An 18,708-nucleotide genomic window follows, 5' to 3' on the forward strand; every position below is an offset into this window, starting at 1 on the left:
CATGCCTGGTGATAGCGACTCCGAGGAACGTCCGCTCACGCGGCGTGAAGCACGCTTGAGCGAGCAGTCCTCGTCCCCGGAGGCCCCGGAGGCCGCCGCTTCGTCGGCGGAAGACACCGACACGCCGGTGCGCGGCACGAAACCGGTCGCACCGGCGGCGGTGCCGCTCACCGACGCCGCCTTTCCGGCGTTCGACGCGAGCAGCGTGCCGCCCCGGCCGCCGATGCCTGATTCGACGACGCCGCGGTCCGGTGCCGACGAAGAGCACCACCACGATCACAACGTGATCCGTGACCAGTGGCGCGCGGCGCGGGATGAGATCGAGTCGCAGGTATCGCAGGCACGAGAGCAGTTCGACCAGGCGAACGAACGTATCAAGCAGCGCACGGGCCGCGATCTGATCGTGGCGATCCTCATCGGTGTTGCGATCGGTGCGGTGCTGCTTGCCTCACTGCTGTTCAACAAGGTGCTGTTCGTTCCGTTCGCGGTTGCGGCAGGCCTGCTGGCCACCTACGAGATCTCGCGCGCGCTGCGCGCGGGTGGGCGACGGATCGACGTCGTCCCGCAACTGCTCGGTGGCGCAGCGATACTGCTCGTCGGATACTTCACGACGCTGTGGGTCAGTTGGGTCGTGCTGTTCGCTGCTATCGCGTTCGTCGCGGTCTGGCGAATGGTCGCACAGATGGTCGCGCAGGATGGCCGTACCTATGGCGACGTTCTCGCTGACGTGCTGGTGAGCGCGTTCGTGCAGGTGTACGTTCCGTTCCTCACGTCCATGGCCCTGATCCTGCTCAGTCGCGACAACGGCGAGTGGTGGGTGCTGTCCTTCGTGGCGATCGCCGTGGCGGCAGACACCTGCGCCTACGCGTCAGGGCTGGCGTTCGGCAAGCATCCGATGGCGCCGCGCATCAGCCCGAAGAAGACCTGGGAGGGCTTCGCAGGGGCTGTGGCCGGTGCTCTGCTCGTGGGTGTGCTGATGTCGATCTTCGCACTCCACCTGCCCTGGTGGGCAGGGCTCATCCTCGGCGGGTCGATCCTGCTGTCGGCGACGCTGGGAGATCTGGGCGAATCGATGCTCAAGCGCGATCTCGGCATCAAGGACATGAGCTCCTGGTTGCCCGGTCACGGCGGAGTGCTCGACCGGTTGGACAGCCTGTTGCCTTCGACGGTCCCGGCTCTGGCGCTGTCGTTCCTGCTCGCACCGTGGATCGGAGCATGATGAGAGACGATGACGCTGTTTCGACGCCTGCTGAGGAGGCACCTGCGGCGTTCCCCCTGACATCCGGCCGCACCCGGGGGTATCACCGCGCCGCGGTCGACACCTTTCTCGAGTCGGCGCGTGCCGCGTTCGAGAGCGGACGCCCGGACTTCGGCGCTGCGGACGTGCGGTCGGCATCGTTCCCATTGGTGAAGCACGGCTATGTCATCTCTGACGTCGATGCCGCTCTTGCCCGCGTGGAAGATGCGTTCGCTGCGCGATCGCGTGAGCGCACGGTGCACGAGAGCGGGGTCGATGCATGGGTCGCCGGTGCGCGCGAGGAAGCGCAGATCGTGCTCGACCGTCTCAGCCGCCCGGCGGGCCAGCGGTTCGCCCGTACCGGCTTCCTCACTTTCGGGTACCGCATCGACGAGGTCGATCATGCGGCTGACCGGATCGCTGCTTTTCTGCGCGACGGCGACGCGCTGACTGTCGCGCAGGTGCGTGGCGCCGCGTTCCGCATGCAGCGCGGCGGTTATCGCGAGGAGCAGGTGGATGCTGTGTTTGATGCGACCATCGAGGTGATGCTCGCTGTCCGCTGACGCGTTCATCGATGATTCAGACAAGTGCGCATAGACTGGTGCCCATCGTGACTCCCGATAACCAATTGATCTCGACGCGACCTGTATCGCAGCGGCCGAAGGCGTCCCGCCCTCAGCGGCGCCGTGGGAAGACGCTACTGGCAGGCCTCGCGGTCGTTGGGCTGTCCGCGGCGATGATCGCCCCGACAGGCATGGCGATGGCAGAGCCTCAGACGCAGGAGGCGCCGCTGACGGCGTTCTCGGTGGCCGAAGGTGAAACGCAGAGCATTGCGGTCAGTGCAGACGGCGCGAAGATCGAGGCGATGGTCCGCAGCGGTTTCGACGTGTATGTGAAGCCGAAGCCGAAGCCGAAGCCCGCTCCGGTCGCCGCATCGTCCAGCGGCGGTGGTGGAGGCGGAGGCGGTAGCGCCGCACCGCCACGCTACTCGGGCGGCGGTTCGAAGCAGGACTGGATGACGGCAGCGGGCATCGCGCAGTCCGACTGGGGATACGTCGACTACATCGTCTCGCGCGAGAGCGGATGGAATCCGAACGCGACCAACCCGTCTTCGGGGGCATGCGGTCTGGTGCAGGCGCTGCCGTGCAGCAAGGTGCCGGGGAACGGATACAACCCGGTCGATAACCTCCGCTGGGGCAACGGCTATGCGACCGGGCGCTACGGCAGCTGGGCTGCGGCGTACGATTTCTGGACCCGCAACCACTGGTGGTAATCCACCGGCATGGCACGTTCACGCAAGAGAAGACCCGAGCGTTCTGACGCCGAGGACTCTTTCCAGCGCCTGTTGGCGGGTTGGAAGCGAACCGAGACCCGGCGAGGCCGCGAATGGGTCGTACAGCCCGTTTCCGCGGTACAGGCCGTCAAGGACTACACGTGTCCGGGATGCCACCGCGCGATCGTCCCGCAGACGGCGCATGTCGTGGTCTGGCGCGCGGACGGCGTTCTGGGTGAGACGGCTGACCTGGCGGCTCGACGGCATTGGCACACGCAGTGCTGGCGCATCGCTTGAGACGAGGTGCTACAGCTAGCGGCTGTCCATCCGTGGGATGACGACCTGTCGGTAGATGATCAGAATGCTGGCCGCGACCGGGATGGCGATCAGTGCGCCCAGCAGACCGAGTAGTGCGCCGCCGGACAGCGCGGCGATCACCACGACGGCACCGGGCACCGATACGGCACGGCTCATGATGCGCGGTGCGATGAAGTACGCCTCGACCTGCATGTAGATCAGATAGTAGATGGCGGCCGCCAGCGCGGTGGCGGGGGAACCCACCCCGGGCAGCAGGCACGCGAGCACGATGATTGTCGACCCGGTGAGCGTTCCCACGAGCGGGATCAGCGAGAAGAAGAACGCGATGACGGCGAGCACGGCGGTGAAGGGTGCGTCGATGATCGACAGATAGATCGCGCTGAGGATGCCGTTGATGACCCCGAGCGACACCTGGCCCATGACGTAGTGCCCGACGGAGTCAGTGATCTGATCGGCGATATCGATGAAGCGCTCACGCTTCGACGCCGGCACCAGCTGATACACCGAGCTCTTGAGCGACGGTGTCGACGCCGTCAGATAGATCGTCAGCACGAGCACGATGAAGGCGCCGAACAGTCCGGCCAGTACCGCTCCGCCGACGACGAGCACGCCCGCACCGATGGTCTCGGTCCAGTCGGCGACAGTGCTCTGCCAGTCCTCGCGCTCCATCCAGTCGGTGACGTACGCGAAGACGTCGTCAACAGCGAGATTCGGGAACGTATCGGTCATCCACTGTTTCAGCGAGTCGATCGTGCGTTCACCGTTCTGTACGAGAGGCGTCAGTTGCTCGACCAGCTGCGAGATCTGTTCGATCAACACCGGCAGCACGATGAGAACCACGGCGGCGAAAATGCTCAGCACGGCGAGGATCGTCACGACGACGGCCGCCCAACGAGGCAGACCGCGCCGTTCGAGCATGCTGACGACCGGATCCAGGCCCAGACTCAGGAACAGTGCGGTTCCGATGTAGAGGATCACCGTCGACAGCGTCTGCATGCTCGTCAGGATCAGAATGCCCAGCCCCACCCCGAGGGTCGCCACGAGCGCGGTGCGGAACGTGTTGTGGATCTTCATTGCTCTCCTGATCGCCGTGCAGAGAAGCCTAATCGCTCGCGTTCCGTACGACGCGCGACGGGCCGACTCAGACGCGTGCCCGCGCCTCGTGGGCAACGCACAGGTGGTTTCGCTAAAATCGGAAGCCGAACGGAGACCATCGGCGAATGCCCGGGGTCACGTAAGGAGCTGATTCGTGCGTTTCGTATGGGCCGTCGTGGCCTTCGTGCTGGCCACGGTTCTCATCGGAGCCGGGATCGCCCAGGACACCATCTTCAAGGGGCCGTCTGCCGAGCAGATGGAACTCAGTGTGAGCGAACCCGCTCCCTTCGTCCTCGTCGACGCCGAAGTGCTCGCGTCCCGCGAAGGACTGCAGACGATGATCGTGACCGGCGAGGGCGACATCTTCGTGGCGTACGGACGCACCGCCGACATGGAGGCGTGGCTCTCGGACGCTGAGTACACTCACGTCACGCTCACTGCGGAGGGCGAGCCGGAGTCCACCGCCGTGGACGCGGCACAGGAACCCGCCGTCGGCGGGGAGACCGCTGGGCGTAGCCCGGTCGGCTCCGATCTCTGGCTGGATTCGTTCAGTGAGCAGGACAAGCTGGTGACCGAACTGCAGCTCACCGAGGGACACAGCGTGCTCATCGCCCGTGACGGTGTGGAGCCGGCACCCGAGAACATTCTGATCTCCTGGCCGCTCGACAACAGCACCCCGATGGTCGGTCCGCTCATGACGGCTGGCGGTGTGATGCTCGTCGTCGGTCTGGTGCTGTACATCCTCGCCATCCGCCACCAGCGACGAGGCCGCGGCCCCCGACGCAAGGGCGTCGGACCTCTGCCCGAGACGCAGCCGATCGGCGTTGCTGATTCCGCAGCGGCGGCAGCGATCGACGGGGGAGTCCAGGCTCCGACCGGCCCGGCACAGGGCAGTGACCGAGCCTCGGGTGGGGAGCACGCGCAGCAGCGCCGGTCCGCCACCACTCGGCGCCTTGCCATCGGTCTGCCCGCGCTGGCGATGACCGCTGTCCTTGCCACCGGGTGCACGGCGGACTCGTGGCCCGAGTTCGGCGCTGGCACGCCCACACCCACCCCCACGCCGACTATCGTCACGCCCGAGGACCAGAAGCCGCCCGTCGTCAGCGAGAAGCAGGGCCAGCGGATCGTCTCTGAGATCGCGGCGACCGTCGCACAGGCGGATGCCGATCTCGATATCGATCTGGCCGAGACGCGCCTGAGCGGGCCGGCTTTGGAGAGCCGTCGCACCGAGTACATCTTGCGTGATGAGATCGCCGAGCGCGATGGCGAGATGACGGCTCCGCGCGACAAGGTGAAGATCCTCTTGCCCGAGGCGACGGACAGTTGGCCACGCAGCGTGCTCGTACTGACGGTGTCAGAAGAGGACGAGACGGTGCCGCCCGTCCTGCTGACCATGACCCAGGCCGACCCATGGGCCGACTATCGGGTCGCTGAGATCGCCGACATGCCCGCCTCGTCGGAGTTCCCGGATGTTGCGCCGGCCTGGCTCGGCGCCACGCGGGTGCCGACCGAGTCGCCCTTCCTCTCGTTGCCTCCCTCTGAGCTGGCGGACGCTTTCGCGGACTATGTCGACGAGGGCGACAAGAGCGAGTACGCCGGACGATTCGACGAGATGTCGCAGTCCCTGGCCGAGACGGTGCGCGACAGCAGGGATGCCGTCGTCCAGGGGCTGAAGGACAAGGACGCCGCGAAGACGTCGAAGGCAAAGTTCAACATGACCGGGTCGTCTGATGAGCCGCTGTCGTTCGCCACTCTGGACAGTGGTGCGGTCGTCGCGGTCAGCGTGTTGGACACAGAACGGATCACTCCCACGAACAAGGACGCCGTGATCAGAATCGGCGACAACGAAGAGGCGAAGGTCCTGACCGATGTCAAGGAATCGGCGAAGGGGTTCGAGACGACCTACGCGATCCAGTTGTTCTTCGCCGTTCCGGCGCAGGGCTCGAATGAGCAGATCCGTCTGCTCGCGTACCACCAGGACCTCCTCAGCGTGAAGGTGATCAAGTGACCGAAATCTCTGCCGCGGCTCTCCGCGGAGCTGTCGACCTCTCTTCTCTGCGCGGACGTGACACGCAGCCGGCGTCCGACGCCACCGCCGCTGCATCGGCGGCCGCCCCGGGCGTCGTCGTCGATGTCACCGACGCCACGTTCGGCGAGATCCTCGAGCTCTCGCGTACCGTTCCCGTGGTCGTCGATCTGTGGGCCGAATGGTGTGGCCCCTGCAAGCAGCTCAGCCCGATCATCGAGAAGGTGACCCGCGAGCAGAATGGTCGCGTCGTGCTCGCCAAGGTGGATGTCGATGCCAACCCGCAGATCGCGCAGGCGTTCCGTGCGCAGTCCATTCCGATGGTTGTGGCTCTGATCGGCGGGCAGCCGGTGCCGATGTTCACCGGCGCCGTCCCCGAGGAGCAGGTGCGCGAGGTCTTCGCTCGGCTGCTCGAAGTGGCCGCGCAGAATGGCGTGACCGGGAGCGTCCCCGCAGACGGCGCCGAGTCGGACGAACAGGCCGTCGAGCCGGAAGAGGCGCCGTTGCCGCCGCTGCACGCAGAGGCATTCGAGGCCATTGAGGCCGGCGACTACCCGCGGGCGATCACCGCCTACGAGAAGGCTCTGGCGGAGAATCCGCGTGACGAGGAGGCCAAGGCCGGCCTCGGGCAGGTGCGTCTCCTCGACCGGGTCCAGGGACTGGACCTGCAGCAGGTGCGCGCGGCTGCTGCCGCCGCTCCGGCTGACGTCGACGCCCAGTTCGCGGTGGCCGACATGGACATCGCCGGGGGACACGTCGACGATGCGTTCGGTCGACTGCTCGACCTTTTCGTCGCATCCGATGGTGACGACCGACCGCGCGTGCGCGCACGCCTCGTCGAGCTGTTCGACCTGGTCGGGCCCGCCGACCCGCGCGTGGCGTCCGCACGCACGCGCCTGGCATCGCTGCTCTTCTGAGCTCTGAGCCGAGCTGCGCTCCCGCGAGGAGCGCAGCTCGACTCATCACCACTGACTGGGCGTCGGCAGGTGCGGCTCGGGCTGATACCGGAACCACAGCGTCGACAGTGCAGGAAGAGTGACCGTCGCGATAGCGGGCGCGTCATCGGCATCCTTCTGCGCTGAAATCATCCCGAGGTTGCCGGTGTCGCTGCCACCGTACTCGGCGGCATCCGTGTTCATCACTTCCTGCCAGGCGCCAGGAACGGGCAGCGCGAGGCGGTAGCCGGTGCGGACCACGCCGGCGAAGTTGGTGACCACCGCGAGGCGTCCGCCGTGCGCATCCCGACGCTCGAACGCGATAACGCTGGGATCCCATGTCGGCGCACCCAGGCGCGAGAACGAGGTGCCGTCATTGTCGCGCTCCCACAGCGGCGACTGCGCACGGTACACCTCATTGAGCGCCCCGACGAAGTGCTGCAGCTGCCGGTGGGAGGGCTGATCCAGTAGCCACCAGTCGAGCTCGCGGTCGACGGACCATTCGGCGATCTGTCCGAACTCCTGTCCCATGAACAGCAGCTTTTTGCCGGGGTGCCCCCACATGTGCCCGAGGTAGGCTCGCACGTTCGCGAGCTTGTGCGCATGGTCGCCCGGCATCCGTGAGACGAGACTTCCCTTGCCGTGCACGACCTCGTCGTGGCTGATCGGCAGCATGTAGTTCTCACCGAAGGCGTAGACGAACGAGAAGGTGATCTCGCCTTCGTGGTGCGAGCGGTGCACCGGATCGCGCTGCATGTACTTCAGCGAGTCGTTCATCCAGCCCATGTTCCACTTGAAGCCGAAGCCCAGTCCGGCGTGGTCGGTGCGGGCGGTGACCCCGGGGAATGCCGTCGACTCCTCGGCGATCATCACCACGCCCTTGTGCAGTCGGTAGGCGGTGGCGTTGACCTCTTGCAGAAAGCGGATCGCCTCAAGGTTCTCGCGCCCGCCGTGCACGTTCGGTTCCCATTCGCCGTCGTTGCGGGAGTAATCCAGATACAGCATCGAGGCGACCGCGTCGACACGCAGACCGTCGACGTGGAACTCGCTGAGCCAGTACAGCGCGTTCGCAACGAGGAAGTTGCGCACCTCGTTGCGTCCGTAGTCGAAGATCAGCGTGCCCCAGTCCTGGTGCTCGCCGCGTCGTGGGTCCGCGTGCTCGTACAGCGCGCGTCCGTCGAACTGCGCGAGGGCGAAGGCGTCCTTGGGAAAGTGCCCTGGCACCCAGTCCATGATCACGCCGATGCCGGCCTGGTGCAGTTGGTCGATCAGGTAGCGCAGGTCATCGGGGGAGCCGTAGCGGCTGGTCGCGGCGTAGTACCCGCTCACCTGGTAGCCCCAGGAACCGCCGAACGGATGCTCTGCCAGCGGCATGAACTCCACGTGGGTGAAGCCGGTTGCCTGCACGTGCTCGATCAGGGGAGCGGCGGCGTCGCGGTAGCCGAGACCACCGCGCCACGAGCCGAGGTGTACCTCGTACACCGACATCGGCTGGGCGACCGCGTGGCGTGCCGCACGCCGGGTGAGCCAGGCGTGGTCGCCCCACTGGTAGGCACTGAGCGCGACGACGGATGCTGTCGCGGGTGGCAGCTCTGCCTGCTGAGCCATCGGATCGGCTTTGAGCACCCAGTCGCCGTCCGGCGTGAGGATCTCGTACTTGTACCGGCTGCCGACTCCGACGCCGGGGATGAACAGCTCCCAGATGCCGCTCGCCCCCATCGACCGCATGGCGTGGCCTTCACCGTTCCACTCGTTCCAGTCGCCGCACACGCGCACGGCCTGCGCGTTGGGCGCCCAGACGGCGAAGTCGACGCCGGTGTCACCGTCGAACACCCGCGGATGGGCACCGAGCACCTCCCAGAGCCGTTCGTGGCGGCCTTCGGCGATCAGGTGCAGGTCGAGGTCGCCGATCGCCGGCAGGTGGCGATAGGGATCGCCGGCGAGGGCCTCGTCATGCCCGGCGTAGGTGGTGGCGATGCGGTACGGCACAGGCGGGCCGGGGTGGGTTCCCTCCCAGATGCCGTGCGCCGTGTGGCTGAGATCCATGCGATCTCCGTCGGCGAACACCACGGTGACCGATTCGGCGAGCGGCCGTCGGGTGCGGATCACCGTGCTGGTTCGCCCGACGGCGTCGGTCATCGGATGAGCGCCCAGCAGTCGATGCGGATCGTGGTGCGTGCCGCCGGCGGCCTTTCGCCACTCGTCGGAAACGGAGACGCTGTCGGTGTGACTCATGATCGCTCCTTCACCTTCAGGATGTGCACCGGCTCGGCGAAGGCGTCGAGCCGCACATAGTTGTGGTCGTTCCAGGTCCAGACCGCTCCGGTCAACAGGTCTTCGACCTCATAGTGGTCACCGGGCTCGATTCCCCAGATGCGGGTGTCGAGGTGCACGGTCGTCTCGCGCACCGAGTGTGGGTCGACGTTGGCGACGATGATCAGGGTGTCCGCGGTGCCGGTACCGGTGAAAGCGGCATCCAGGTGCTTGGAGTAGACGAGCACGGCATCGTCGTCGCTCCAGTGCATCGACAGGTTGCGCAGCTGCCCGAGCGCCGGGTGCGCGTGACGGATCGCGTTGAGCCTGCGCAGCAGCGGCGCGAGTGACTCGCCGCGTTGCTCGGCGCCGTCCCAGTCGCGGAACTTGTACTCGTACTTCTCGTTGTCGATGTTCTCTTCAGACCCGGGGCGCGCCACGTTCTCGATGAGCTCGTACCCGGCATACACACCCCAGACGGGTCCTGCCGTTGCGGCGATGCATGCGCGGATGCGGTAGGCGGCGCGACCACCGAACTGCAGGTACTCGGTGAGGATGTCGTGCGTGTTCACGAACAGGTTCGGGCGCATGTAGTCGCTGGTCTCGTGCGACACCGAGGTGAGGAACTCCTCGAGCTCGGTCTTGGTGTTGCGCCAGGTGAAGTACGAGTAGCTCTGTTGGAACCCGATCGCGGCGAGCGCGCGCATGACCGCGGGGCGGGTGAACGCCTCGGCGAGGAAGATGACGTCGGGGTCGCGTCGGCCCACCTCGGCGATCAACCACTCCCAGAACTGCAGTGGCTTGGTGTGCGGGTTGTCGACGCGGAAGATCTTCACTCCGAGATCGACCCAGTGCATGACGACGCGCAGCATCTCGGCGTAGATCCCGGCGGGATCGTTGTCGAAGTTGAGCGGGTAGATGTCCTGGTACTTCTTCGGCGGGTTCTCGGCGTACGCGATCGTGCCGTCGGGAAGGGTCGTGAACCACTCGGGGTGCTCGGTGACCCAGGGGTGGTCGGGGGAGGCCTGCAGGGCGAGATCGAGGGCGACCTCGAGGCCGGCGGTGCGCGCCGCGCGCACGAATGCCCGGAAGTCCTTCTCGGTGCCAAGGTCGGGGTGGATCGCGTCGTGTCCGCCGTCGGCTGAGCCGATGGCGTACGGCGATCCGGGGTCGCCCGGCTCTGTGGTGAGCGTGTTGTTGCGACCCTTGCGGTTGGTCGTGCCGATCGGGTGGATCGGCACGAGGTAGATGACGTCGAATCCCATGTCGGCGACGGCGGGTAGCCGCTTGGCGGCCGTGCGCAGGGTGCCGCTGCGTACCGATCCGTCCTTGCGGCGCACAGCGCCTTCAGAGCGGGGGAAGAACTCGTACCACGCGCTGACGCCCGCGAGCTCGCGGTCGACGCGAAGCGTCAGCCACTCGGTGTGCGATCCGAGCGACGCGTGCGGTCGGGCGGCGAACGCGGATGCCAGTCGCTGGTCGATCGCCGTGGCGTGCAGGGCGTCGGCATCCGCTGTGGAGAGGGCGCGAGCGGCCTTCTTCAGCATCCGGCGTTCGGCGTCGGGACGGTCGGTCTCGGATGCCGCAGCGGTGAGCAGCGCGTTGCCCAGCTGGCTCATCACGGTGACGTCGATGCCCGCCTCGGCCTTGACGGCGGCGTCGTGCGCCCAGGTCGCGAAGTCGTCGGCGAAGGACTCGAAGCGATACTGCCAGTCGCCCTGTCGGTCCAGGGCGATCCGGGTTCGCCAGCGGTCGGTGCCATCGGCCAACGCCGTCAGCCGGTGCAGAGTCTCGTTGCCGGCAGGGTCGGTCAACCGCAGGTGCACGCCAATGCGGTCGTGCCCCTCGCGGAAGGCAACCACATCGAACGGCACCACCTCACCCACGAAGGCCTTGGCCGGGTGACCGTGGGGCACGCGCGGTGCGGGGTCGAACAGGGGCAGTCGGCCGACCGTGCCGCCGATCACCGGAGTGTCGACCGCAGGGCGTGCGGGGATGAGTGCGGGGCTTCTCAGCCCCGCGGATTCTTGAGCCGTCGGTGCCGCCACACTGAGAATGTACCGCGCTCCGGGGCGGGATTGCACCGCGCCGTCACGCGGGCCGCGTTCCGGGGCCAGACAGGGTCACTCCACGCGGAACAACTGCATCGACGTGCCGGTGATCGGCAGCACGTCACCGGGTGCATACCGGTGCTCCACTTCGGTTGGTGACTCGTCTGCGCTCGACCACAGCGAGACGAACGAGGTGGCGTTCTCGATGTTGTCGGGCAGGCGCACGTCGATCGGCGCTTCATTGCCGTGCACGATCAGCAGGATCCGGTTGCTCTCACCGTCGTGAGGAACGCTGGCGGCGACGTACTGCAGTGTGCGGTGCCGTGGATCGTTCCACTGCTCCGCGGCCATCGTCTGGCCGTTCTGGTCGTACCAGTCCATCTCGGAAGCCTCGGGCACATGCTCGCCGAGTCGGGCGTACCGTGCGGGACGCAGCGCCGGATTCTCGGCGCGCAGCCGGGTCAGGAGAGAGATGTGCGCGTGCAGATCCTGTTGCCAGGGTTCGTGCTCCCAGCTCAGCCACGTGAGTGCGGAATCGTGACAGTAGGCGTTGTTGTTGCCGCGCTGGGTGCGGCCGAACTCATCGCCGGCCGTGATCATCGGAATGCCCGCCGACAACAGCAGGGTGCCCATGAGATTGCGCATGGCCTTGCGGCGTGCGGCGAGCACGTTCGGACGGTCGGTCTCGCCCTCGACGCCGTGGTTGAAGGAACGATTCACGTCGGCGCCGTCACGGTTGTGCTCGCCGTTGGCGTCGTTGTGCTTCACGTCGTACGAGACGAGGTCGTGCAGGGTGAACCCGTCGTGTGCCGTGACGAAGTTGATGCTCGCCAGCGGGCCGCGCTCTTCGCTGTACGTGTTCGCCGAACCAGCGAGGCGGTTGGCGAAGCCACCGACGCCGACCGGTGCCGAGGCCCGGCGGGCGTAGTCGATGTCGCTGAGCCAGAAGTTGCGCGCGCGATCTCGGTAGCGGTCGTTCCATTCGCTCCAGCCGGGCGGGAAGTTGCCGGTCTGCCAGCCGCCCATTCCGACGTCCCAGGGCTCGGCGATGAGCTTGACGTCCTGTAGCGCGGGGTCGTCGCGGATGGCGAGCAACAAAGGGTGCTGCGGGTCGTACTCGTGCGAGGCGTTGCGCCCGAGCGCTGCGGCGAGATCGAAGCGGAAGCCGTCGATCTGCATCTCGTTGGCCCAGTAGCGCAGCGAGTCGAGCACCAGTCGGGCTGCGGCGTCGGTGGCCGTGTTGACCGTGTTGCCGACGCCGGTGGTGTCGATGTATGCGCCGTCTGCCTGCTGGCGGTAGTAGCCGGCGTTGTCGATGCCGCGCAGGCTGGAGCGTGGCCCCCCGATGCCTTCTTCGCTGGTGTGGTTGTAGACGACGTCCAGGATCACCTCGAGGCCGGCCTCGTGCAGCCGTTTGACCATGCCCTTGAACTCGGCGAGTACGGCTTCGGGGCCCGCGTTGCGGCTGGCCTCGGTGGCGTAGGCGGTGTGCGGTGTGAAGAAGTTCAGGGTGTTGTAGCCCCAATAGTTGGTCAGGCCGCGTTCGAGCAGTCGTGGTTCGGGCACGAACGCCTGCACGGGGAGCAGCTCGACGGCGGTGACGCCCAGGTCGCGCAGATAGTCGACCATCACGGGGTGCGCGAGTCCTGCGTAGGTGCCGTGCAACGCGGCGGGCACCTCGGGATGGCGCTTCGTGAGGCCCTTCAGATGCCCCTCGTAGATGACGGTCTCTTCGAGCGGCGTGCGCGGTTTGCCGACGCCCTCCCAATCGAACCCGTCGGCGATGACCACGGAGCGCCACTCCTGGTATCCGGAACCCTCGGCGAGGCCGCGCGCGTAGGGATCGAGAAGCAGGGTCTCGGGGTTGAAGACGTTGCCGGGCCCGTGGGGGCCGTCCACCCGGAGGGCGTAGCGAGCGCCCGGCTGCAGCAGTTCGGTGGTGGCCTCCCAAACGCCGCCGGCGCGACGGACGAGGGGCAGGGTCGCCGTCTCCCAGTCCAGGTCGTACTCATCGAAGAGGACGAGCTCGATGGATGACGCGTTCTGCGACCACACCCGGAGGGTGCCGACGCCGTCGTGCAGGCGCACGCCGAGGTCGTCGAGGGTGGGACCGCTGAAGGAGGGCGTGCGGGTCGCGGGCATGGGGAACAGCCTAGAGGCGCCGGGTGCACGGCGGTGAATCCCCTTGCGGGCTCCGGTGAACCGCTCGCGACGGTGGACGCGGTGGAAGAATGAGAGGGTGCGGTACTACCTGGATCATGCGGCCACCACTCCGCTGCGCCAAGAGGCGCGCGACGCTTGGCTGAGCGCGACCGAGGTCGTCGGCAATGCGGCGTCCACGCACGCCGCCGGTCAGGACGCCAGGCGGTTGCTGGAGGAGTCGCGCGAGCGCGCCGCGGCCGTGCTCGACTGCGAACCGATCGAGATCGTGTTCACCTCAGGGGGCACCGAGTCGATCAACACGGCGCTGCACGGCCTGTGGCGTTCGCGTGCGCCAGGATCGGATGCCATCGTGCTGCCTGATGGCGAGCATCACGCCACCATGGACACGGTTGCCGCGCTGGCGGCGGGGGATGCCGCCGATTCGGCGGTGGTGCGCAGCACCCCGATTGATGAGCTCGGACGCATTCGCCTCGACGCATTCGCGCAGGCGCTGCCTGGCGCCGCGCTGGCGACGGCGCTGGTCGCGAACAACGAGGTCGGCACCGTCAATGATGCGTCCGCTCTGGCCGCCGCCGCGGGAGCTGCGCACGTGCCGCTGCACCTGGATGCCGTGGCCGCCTGCGGCCACCTGCCGCTGTCGTTTCGCGGGCTGCGCGGGAATGCTCCGCCCGGGGCGGGCCTGGTGGCCATGAGCGTCGCAGGCCACAAGGTCGGCGCACCGGTCGGCACGGGCGCGCTCATGGTCGCGCGCAGCGCGCGCATCGCGCCGCTGCTGCACGGCGGCGGTCAACAGCGCGGGCTGCGCGCCGGGACGCAGGACGTCGCCGGAGCCGCCGCGTTCGCGGAGGCGCTCGAGGCGGCGGAGCGCGAGCGCGTTGACGAGTACGCACGGCTGAGCGCCCTGCGCGACCGACTGGTCACGGGCATCCGCTCCGTCGTGCCGTCGTCCGTGCTGCTCGGCGATGCGGACGACCGACTCCCCGGCAACGCGCATCTGCTCTTTCCCGGCGCCGTGGGTGAGAGCCTGCTGTTCCTTCTCGATATGGCCGGCATCTCGGCATCCACGGGGTCGGCGTGCCAGGCCGGCGTGGCCGAGCCGTCGCACGTCGTGATGGCGATGGGGCGCGGCGAGTCCGACGCGCGCAGCGTGCTGCGCTTCACGCTGGGGCGATCCTCGACGGATGCCGACGTCGATGCCGTTCTCGCCGTGATCGCCGATTCCGTTCACCGCGCCTCTCCAGCCGGCCGCTCGTAGACTGGAGACCATGCGAGTTCTGGCGGCGATGAGCGGTGGAGTCGACTCCGCGGTAGCGGCGGCGCGCGCCGTCGACGCCGGACATGACGTCGTGGGTGTGCATCTGGCACTGTCACGCGCCGGGGGCACGTTGCGCACCGGCAGTCGCGGATGCTGCACGATCGAGGATGCGATGGATGCCCGCCGTACCGCAGATCTTCTGGGCATCCCGTTCTACGTGTGGGACTTCTCAGAGCGCTTCCGCGAGGACGTCATCGAGGACTTCATCTCGGAGTACCAGGCCGGACGCACCCCCAACCCGTGCCTGCGGTGCAACGAGAAGATCAAGTTCGCCGCACTGCTCGAACGGGCGATCGAGCTGGGCTTCGATGCTGTCTGCACCGGGCACTACGCCACCCTGATCGAGGGGGAGGACGGCCTGCAGCTGCATCGGGCCTCCGACGCGGCGAAGGACCAGTCGTATGTGCTGGGTGTGCTCAACGCCGAGCAGATTGCGCACACGTACTTCCCGCTGGGTGACACGCCGTCGAAAGCGCTCGTGCGCGCGGAGGCCGCCGAGCGCGGCATCAGCGTGGCGCAGAAGCCCGACAGCCACGACATCTGCTTCATCCCCGACGGCGACACCCGCGGCTGGCTCGCCGAGAAGGTCGGCACGGCCACCGGCGACGTCGTCGACCGCACCGGTGCCGTGGTCGGCACGCACGAGGGCGCGCACGCGTTCACGGTGGGACAGCGGCGCGGACTGCGTCTGGGCGTGCCCGCCGACGACGGCAAGCCGCGTTTCGTGCTCGAAGTGCGACCGGTGTCGAACACCGTCGTCGTGGGGCCGAAGGAGGCGCTTGCGATCGCCGAGATCTCGGGCGAGCGCTTCTCGTGGGCGGGAGCCGCGCCGATGGCATCCGAGTTCGCGTGTGAAGTGCAGATCCGCGCGCACGCCGACCCCGTGCCGGCCCGCGCGTTCGTGTCGGATGCCGGTGTGCGCGTCGTGCCCGATTCGCCGCTCGACGGCGTCGCCCCGGGGCAGAGCGCCGTGATCTACGTGGGCACGCGGGTACTCGGCCAGTTCACGATCGACACGACGGTCTCGGCGGTTCCCGTCGAGGCCTGAGCCTTGAGCGCTGAGCCCTGGGACCGGCTTCGGGCGAGGGATGTCGTACCCGGCTCGTAGACTCGAGCTGTGTCAGAGAACATCACGCTGTCAGACGCCCGCGTCGAGGTCGAGGAGCTGACTGCCCGCATTCTCGAGGCGAAAGAGGCGTACTACGGCCGCGACACCTCGATGGTGGACGACGCGACGTACGACGGATGGATGCGCAGGCTCGAAGAGCTCGAACGCCTGCATCCCGAGCTTCGGGGGCAGGACTCGCCGACGCAGATGGTCGGCGCTGCTGAGGCCACCGGTCTCGACACCATCGAGCACGCCGAACGGATGCTGAGCCTCGATAACGTGTTCTCTCTCGACGAGTTGCGCGAGTGGCAGCAGAAGACGCAGAGTGCGGCCGGCCGCGACGTCGCCTGGCTCACCGAGCTCAAGATCGATGGCCTGGCGATCAACCTGCGGTACGAGAACGGCGTGTTGACGTCTGCGGCGACCCGTGGCGATGGACGCGTCGGCGAGATCGTGACCGAGAACGCGCTCAGGCTCGCCTCGATTCCCGAGCGGCTGAGCGGGGCGGGACATCCCGAGATCGTCGAGGTGCGCGGCGAGGTGTTCATCCCTGTCGCGGCATTCGAAAGACTCAACGCGGCGCAGGCGGACTTCCGTGAACGTGCATACGCTGAGACCCTGCACCGCTGGGAGGCGCGCAGCGGGGCCAAACGCCCGTTCGACGAAGAGAAGGCGCGCACTGCTGCGGCGCGCCGGTTCCCCTCGTTCGCGAACCCGCGCAACGCCGCCAGCGGGGGACTCCGGCAGCAGATCGACAAGAAGAGCGGCCTCGAGCTCGAAGCCGGCCTGCTGCGCATCGATTCGCTGGCGCTGTACGTGCACGGCATCGGGGCATGGCAGGACCCGCCCGTGCAGGCGCAGAGCGAGGTGTACGAGCTCCTTGCCGGCTGGGGTCTGCCGACCAGTCCGCACACGAAGGTCTGCCACAGCATCGACGAGGTCGCCGACTTCGTGGCGTACTTCGGTGAGCACCGCCACGACATCGAGCATGAGCTCGACGGCATCGTCGTCAAGGTCGATGAGCTTGCGCTGCACGACGAACTGGGCATGACCAGCCGGGCGCCCCGCTGGGCCATCGCATACAAGTACCCGCCCGAAGAAGTGCAGACCCGGCTGCTCGACATCGTCGTCTCGGTGGGGCGCACCGGGCGTGCGACGCCCTTCGCGGTCATGGCACCGGCGCATGTCGCGGGATCGGTCGTGCGTCAGGCGACCCTGCACAACAAAGACGTCGTCAAGGCCAAGGGTGTGCTCATTGGCGACACCGTGGTGCTGCGAAAGGCCGGAGATGTGATCCCCGAGGTCCTCGGCCCGGTTGTCGACAAGCGCGATGGCAGCGAGCGGGAGTTCGTGATGCCCGTCGAGTGCCCCGAGTGCGGTACGCCGCTTCGGCCGATGAAAGAGGGCGATATCGATCTGCGCTGTCCGAACGCGCGCTCGTGCCCGGCCCAGGTGCGGGGGCGCGTAGAGCACATTGGGTCGCGCGGCGCTCTCGACGTCGAGGCGCTCGGTGAGGTGACCGCGGCCGCGCTGACGCAGCCGAGCTTTCCGGCCACGCCGCCGCTGGTGACCGAGGCAGGATTGTTTTCGCTGACGCTGGAGCAGATCGTGCCGATTGAGGTGATCGTGCGCGACGCCGAGACGGGCCAACCCAAGATCGACGAAGAGACCGGTGAACCGGTGCGACGGTGGCCGTTCCAGAAGCAGGGACCCGCGCAGTACCCGCCGGGCACAGAGCACATGGACGCCGCGGAACGGCGTCGCGCGGGCATCCGCAAGGACTATCGCGAGACGTTGCCCTCGGGCGCGGCGGTCAAACTGCTCGCCGAGCTCGAGAAGGCGAAGGGCAAGGAGCTGTGGCGGCTACTCGTGTCGCTGAACATCCGCCATGTCGGCCCTGTGGCCGCACGCGCACTCGCGCAGTGGTTCGGATCGTTGGATGTCATCCGCGCGGCAACGCGAGACGAGCTCGCCGCGGTCGAGGGTGTGGGCGAGATCATCGCCGACTCGCTCCGGGACTGGTTCGAGGTCGATTGGCACCGCGACATCATCGAGCAGTGGACCGCTGCGGGTGTGCAGTGGGCGACGCCCGGGCATCCGGGTCCCGGCGCGGACGCCGTCGAAGGGGGCGTTCTGGACGGCCTCACGGTGGTGGCCACGGGCTCGCTCGATGGCTTCACGCGGGAAGGTGCGCAGGAGGCCATTCTCGCGGCGGGCGGCAAAGCAGCCTCCAGCGTCTCGAAGAAGACCGATTTCGTGGCGGCCGGCCCCGGTGCCGGTTCCAAGCTCGCGAAGGCCGAGGCGCTGGGCATTCGTGTACTCGACGCGGCCCAGTTCCGCGTGCTGGTGACCGAAGGGCCGGACGCGCTGGATGGCTGATCGGCTGATAGTCGTCTGAGGAGATCCGCCACGCACTACCCCTAGGCTCGGGGCATGACCGAGAACGCTGCTGACGTGACCCTGGTGGATCTCACGACGGGCGATGCCCGTTGGGCGCAGGCGCTGCCTGTGCTGCAGGAGTTGCGCCCGCATCTCACTGCGGAGCTGCTCGCACAGGTGCTCCGCGAGGGGGAACCGCAGGGACTGCGTTTCACCGCCGTGTTCACCGAAGATCGGTGCGTCGCTGTGGCTGGATGGCGGGTCATCGCCAACACCAGCGCGATCCGCAAGCTCTACATTGACGACCTCTCGACCGCGGCAACGGAGCGCTCGCGTGGGTACGGGGCGCTGCTGCTCCGCGAACTGCGCAACCGCGCCGCCGCTGCCGGATGCCGGGTGCTCGACCTCGACTCCGGGGTGCAGCGCTTCGACGCGCACCGGTTCTACTTGCGCGAGCGGATGGACATCGTCTCGCATCACTTCGCTCAACGGCTCGGCTGAGACCTCTCGTCGGGGCACGCCGTCTGATACCCGCTTGCCGTTCTGTATGGATGT

General features: G+C 67.6%; 14 protein-coding genes. 10 read left to right on the plus strand and 4 right to left on the minus strand.

The window, feature by feature from the left end; all coding sequences use genetic code 11:
* Nucleotide 1 precedes the first annotated feature (1 nt).
* The 4 genes from ACLD0U_RS05430 (at nucleotide 2) to ACLD0U_RS05445 (ending at nucleotide 2,807) form a co-directional block, all read left to right on the plus strand.
* The gene (locus tag ACLD0U_RS05430) at nucleotides 2-1,219 is read left to right on the plus strand and encodes a phosphatidate cytidylyltransferase (RefSeq protein ID WP_410340034.1); all 1,218 of its coding nucleotides are present in this window, start codon (nucleotides 2-4) and stop codon (nucleotides 1,217-1,219) included.
* A complete protein-coding gene (locus ACLD0U_RS05435; protein WP_410340035.1) occupies nucleotides 1,216-1,800 on the plus strand; it encodes a DivIVA domain-containing protein in 585 nt (194 codons plus the stop codon). The genes ACLD0U_RS05430 and ACLD0U_RS05435 overlap by 4 nt, the downstream gene beginning before the upstream one ends.
* A gap of 197 nt (nucleotides 1,801-1,997) precedes the next feature.
* Nucleotides 1,998-2,510, plus strand: a complete 513-nt coding sequence (locus ACLD0U_RS05440; RefSeq protein WP_410340036.1) for a transglycosylase SLT domain-containing protein — start codon at nucleotides 1,998-2,000, stop codon at nucleotides 2,508-2,510.
* A gap of 9 nt (nucleotides 2,511-2,519) precedes the next feature.
* Nucleotides 2,520-2,807, plus strand: coding sequence for a hypothetical protein (locus tag ACLD0U_RS05445; RefSeq protein WP_224817786.1), 288 nt, complete (start codon nucleotides 2,520-2,522; stop codon nucleotides 2,805-2,807).
* Between the two features lie 15 nt (nucleotides 2,808-2,822).
* Here the strand turns inward: ACLD0U_RS05445 and ACLD0U_RS05450 are convergent, their stop codons facing one another.
* Nucleotides 2,823-3,902, minus strand: a complete 1,080-nt coding sequence (locus ACLD0U_RS05450) for an AI-2E family transporter (protein ID WP_206549935.1) — start codon at nucleotides 3,900-3,902, stop codon at nucleotides 2,823-2,825.
* Nucleotides 3,903-4,077: 175 nt separating this feature from the next.
* Between ACLD0U_RS05450 and ACLD0U_RS05455 the strand changes: the two genes are divergently transcribed.
* Together ACLD0U_RS05455 and ACLD0U_RS05460 are read left to right on the plus strand one after the other, a co-directional pair.
* Nucleotides 4,078-5,931 (plus strand): glycosyl transferase, encoded by a 1,854-nt coding sequence (locus tag ACLD0U_RS05455; protein ID WP_410340037.1) that lies wholly within the window; start codon nucleotides 4,078-4,080, stop codon nucleotides 5,929-5,931.
* On the plus strand, nucleotides 5,928-6,866 hold the full coding sequence (locus tag ACLD0U_RS05460; protein ID WP_410340038.1) for a tetratricopeptide repeat protein: 939 nt from the start codon (nucleotides 5,928-5,930) through the stop codon (nucleotides 6,864-6,866). Before ACLD0U_RS05455 ends, ACLD0U_RS05460 begins: the two co-directional genes overlap by 4 nt.
* 45 nt (nucleotides 6,867-6,911) lie before the next feature.
* On the opposite strand, the gene glgB is transcribed toward ACLD0U_RS05460, so the two are convergent.
* The 3 genes from glgB to glgX all read right to left on the minus strand — a co-directional run bounded on the left by glgB (nucleotide 6,912) and on the right by glgX (nucleotide 13,330).
* The gene (gene glgB / locus ACLD0U_RS05465) at nucleotides 6,912-9,119 is read right to left on the minus strand and encodes a 1,4-alpha-glucan branching protein GlgB (RefSeq protein WP_410340039.1); all 2,208 of its coding nucleotides are present in this window, start codon (nucleotides 9,117-9,119) and stop codon (nucleotides 6,912-6,914) included.
* Nucleotides 9,116-11,185 (minus strand): alpha-1,4-glucan--maltose-1-phosphate maltosyltransferase, encoded by a 2,070-nt coding sequence (locus tag ACLD0U_RS05470; RefSeq protein WP_410340040.1) that lies wholly within the window; start codon nucleotides 11,183-11,185, stop codon nucleotides 9,116-9,118. The genes glgB and ACLD0U_RS05470 overlap by 4 nt, the downstream gene beginning before the upstream one ends.
* Nucleotides 11,186-11,260: 75 nt before the next feature.
* On the minus strand, nucleotides 11,261-13,330 hold the full coding sequence (gene glgX / locus ACLD0U_RS05475; protein WP_410340041.1) for a glycogen debranching protein GlgX: 2,070 nt from the start codon (nucleotides 13,328-13,330) through the stop codon (nucleotides 11,261-11,263).
* A gap of 97 nt (nucleotides 13,331-13,427) precedes the next feature.
* Here glgX and ACLD0U_RS05480 point away from each other — a divergent pair, with 97 nt between their 5' ends.
* The 4 genes from ACLD0U_RS05480 to ACLD0U_RS05495 all read left to right on the plus strand — a co-directional run bounded on the left by ACLD0U_RS05480 (nucleotide 13,428) and on the right by ACLD0U_RS05495 (nucleotide 18,654).
* A complete protein-coding gene (locus tag ACLD0U_RS05480) occupies nucleotides 13,428-14,606 on the plus strand; it encodes a cysteine desulfurase family protein (protein ID WP_410340042.1) in 1,179 nt (392 codons plus the stop codon).
* A 10-nt stretch (nucleotides 14,607-14,616) separates the two neighbouring features.
* Entirely contained in the window at nucleotides 14,617-15,714 is a 1,098-nt protein-coding gene (gene mnmA, locus ACLD0U_RS05485; RefSeq protein ID WP_179410957.1) for a tRNA 2-thiouridine(34) synthase MnmA, read from the plus strand.
* A 69-nt stretch (nucleotides 15,715-15,783) separates the two neighbouring features.
* Entirely contained in the window at nucleotides 15,784-18,153 is a 2,370-nt protein-coding gene (gene ligA / locus ACLD0U_RS05490) for an NAD-dependent DNA ligase LigA (RefSeq protein ID WP_410340043.1), read from the plus strand.
* Nucleotides 18,154-18,207: 54 nt separating this feature from the next.
* Nucleotides 18,208-18,654: a GNAT family N-acetyltransferase gene (locus tag ACLD0U_RS05495; protein ID WP_242521890.1), complete on the plus strand. Its 447-nt coding sequence runs from the start codon at nucleotides 18,208-18,210 to the stop codon at nucleotides 18,652-18,654.
* Nucleotides 18,655-18,708: the final 54 nt, after the last annotated feature.

It is taken from the genome of Microbacterium sp. 2216-1, from assembly GCF_046507855.1.
GTDB classification, from domain to species: domain Bacteria; phylum Actinomycetota; class Actinomycetes; order Actinomycetales; family Microbacteriaceae; genus Microbacterium; species Microbacterium esteraromaticum_C.

Excerpts from the sequence above, each read along its gene's own strand:
- ACLD0U_RS05495 (WP_242521890.1), top strand. The coding sequence starts at position 18,208 with ATGACCGAGAACGCTGCTGACGTGACCCTGGTGGATCTCACGACGGGC.
- mnmA (WP_179410957.1), top strand. The coding sequence starts at position 14,617 with ATGCGAGTTCTGGCGGCGATGAGCGGTGGAGTCGACTCCGCGGTAGCG.
- glgX (WP_410340041.1), bottom strand. The coding sequence starts at position 13,330 with ATGCCCGCGACCCGCACGCCCTCCTTCAGCGGTCCCACCCTCGACGAC.
- glgB (WP_410340039.1), bottom strand. The coding sequence starts at position 9,119 with ATGAGTCACACCGACAGCGTCTCCGTTTCCGACGAGTGGCGAAAGGCC.
- ACLD0U_RS05440 (WP_410340036.1), top strand. The coding sequence starts at position 1,998 with ATGGCAGAGCCTCAGACGCAGGAGGCGCCGCTGACGGCGTTCTCGGTG.
- ACLD0U_RS05450 (WP_206549935.1), bottom strand. The coding sequence starts at position 3,902 with ATGAAGATCCACAACACGTTCCGCACCGCGCTCGTGGCGACCCTCGGG.
- ACLD0U_RS05430 (WP_410340034.1), top strand. The coding sequence starts at position 2 with ATGCCTGGTGATAGCGACTCCGAGGAACGTCCGCTCACGCGGCGTGAA.
- ACLD0U_RS05445 (WP_224817786.1), top strand. The coding sequence starts at position 2,520 with ATGGCACGTTCACGCAAGAGAAGACCCGAGCGTTCTGACGCCGAGGAC.
- ACLD0U_RS05435 (WP_410340035.1), top strand. The coding sequence starts at position 1,216 with ATGATGAGAGACGATGACGCTGTTTCGACGCCTGCTGAGGAGGCACCT.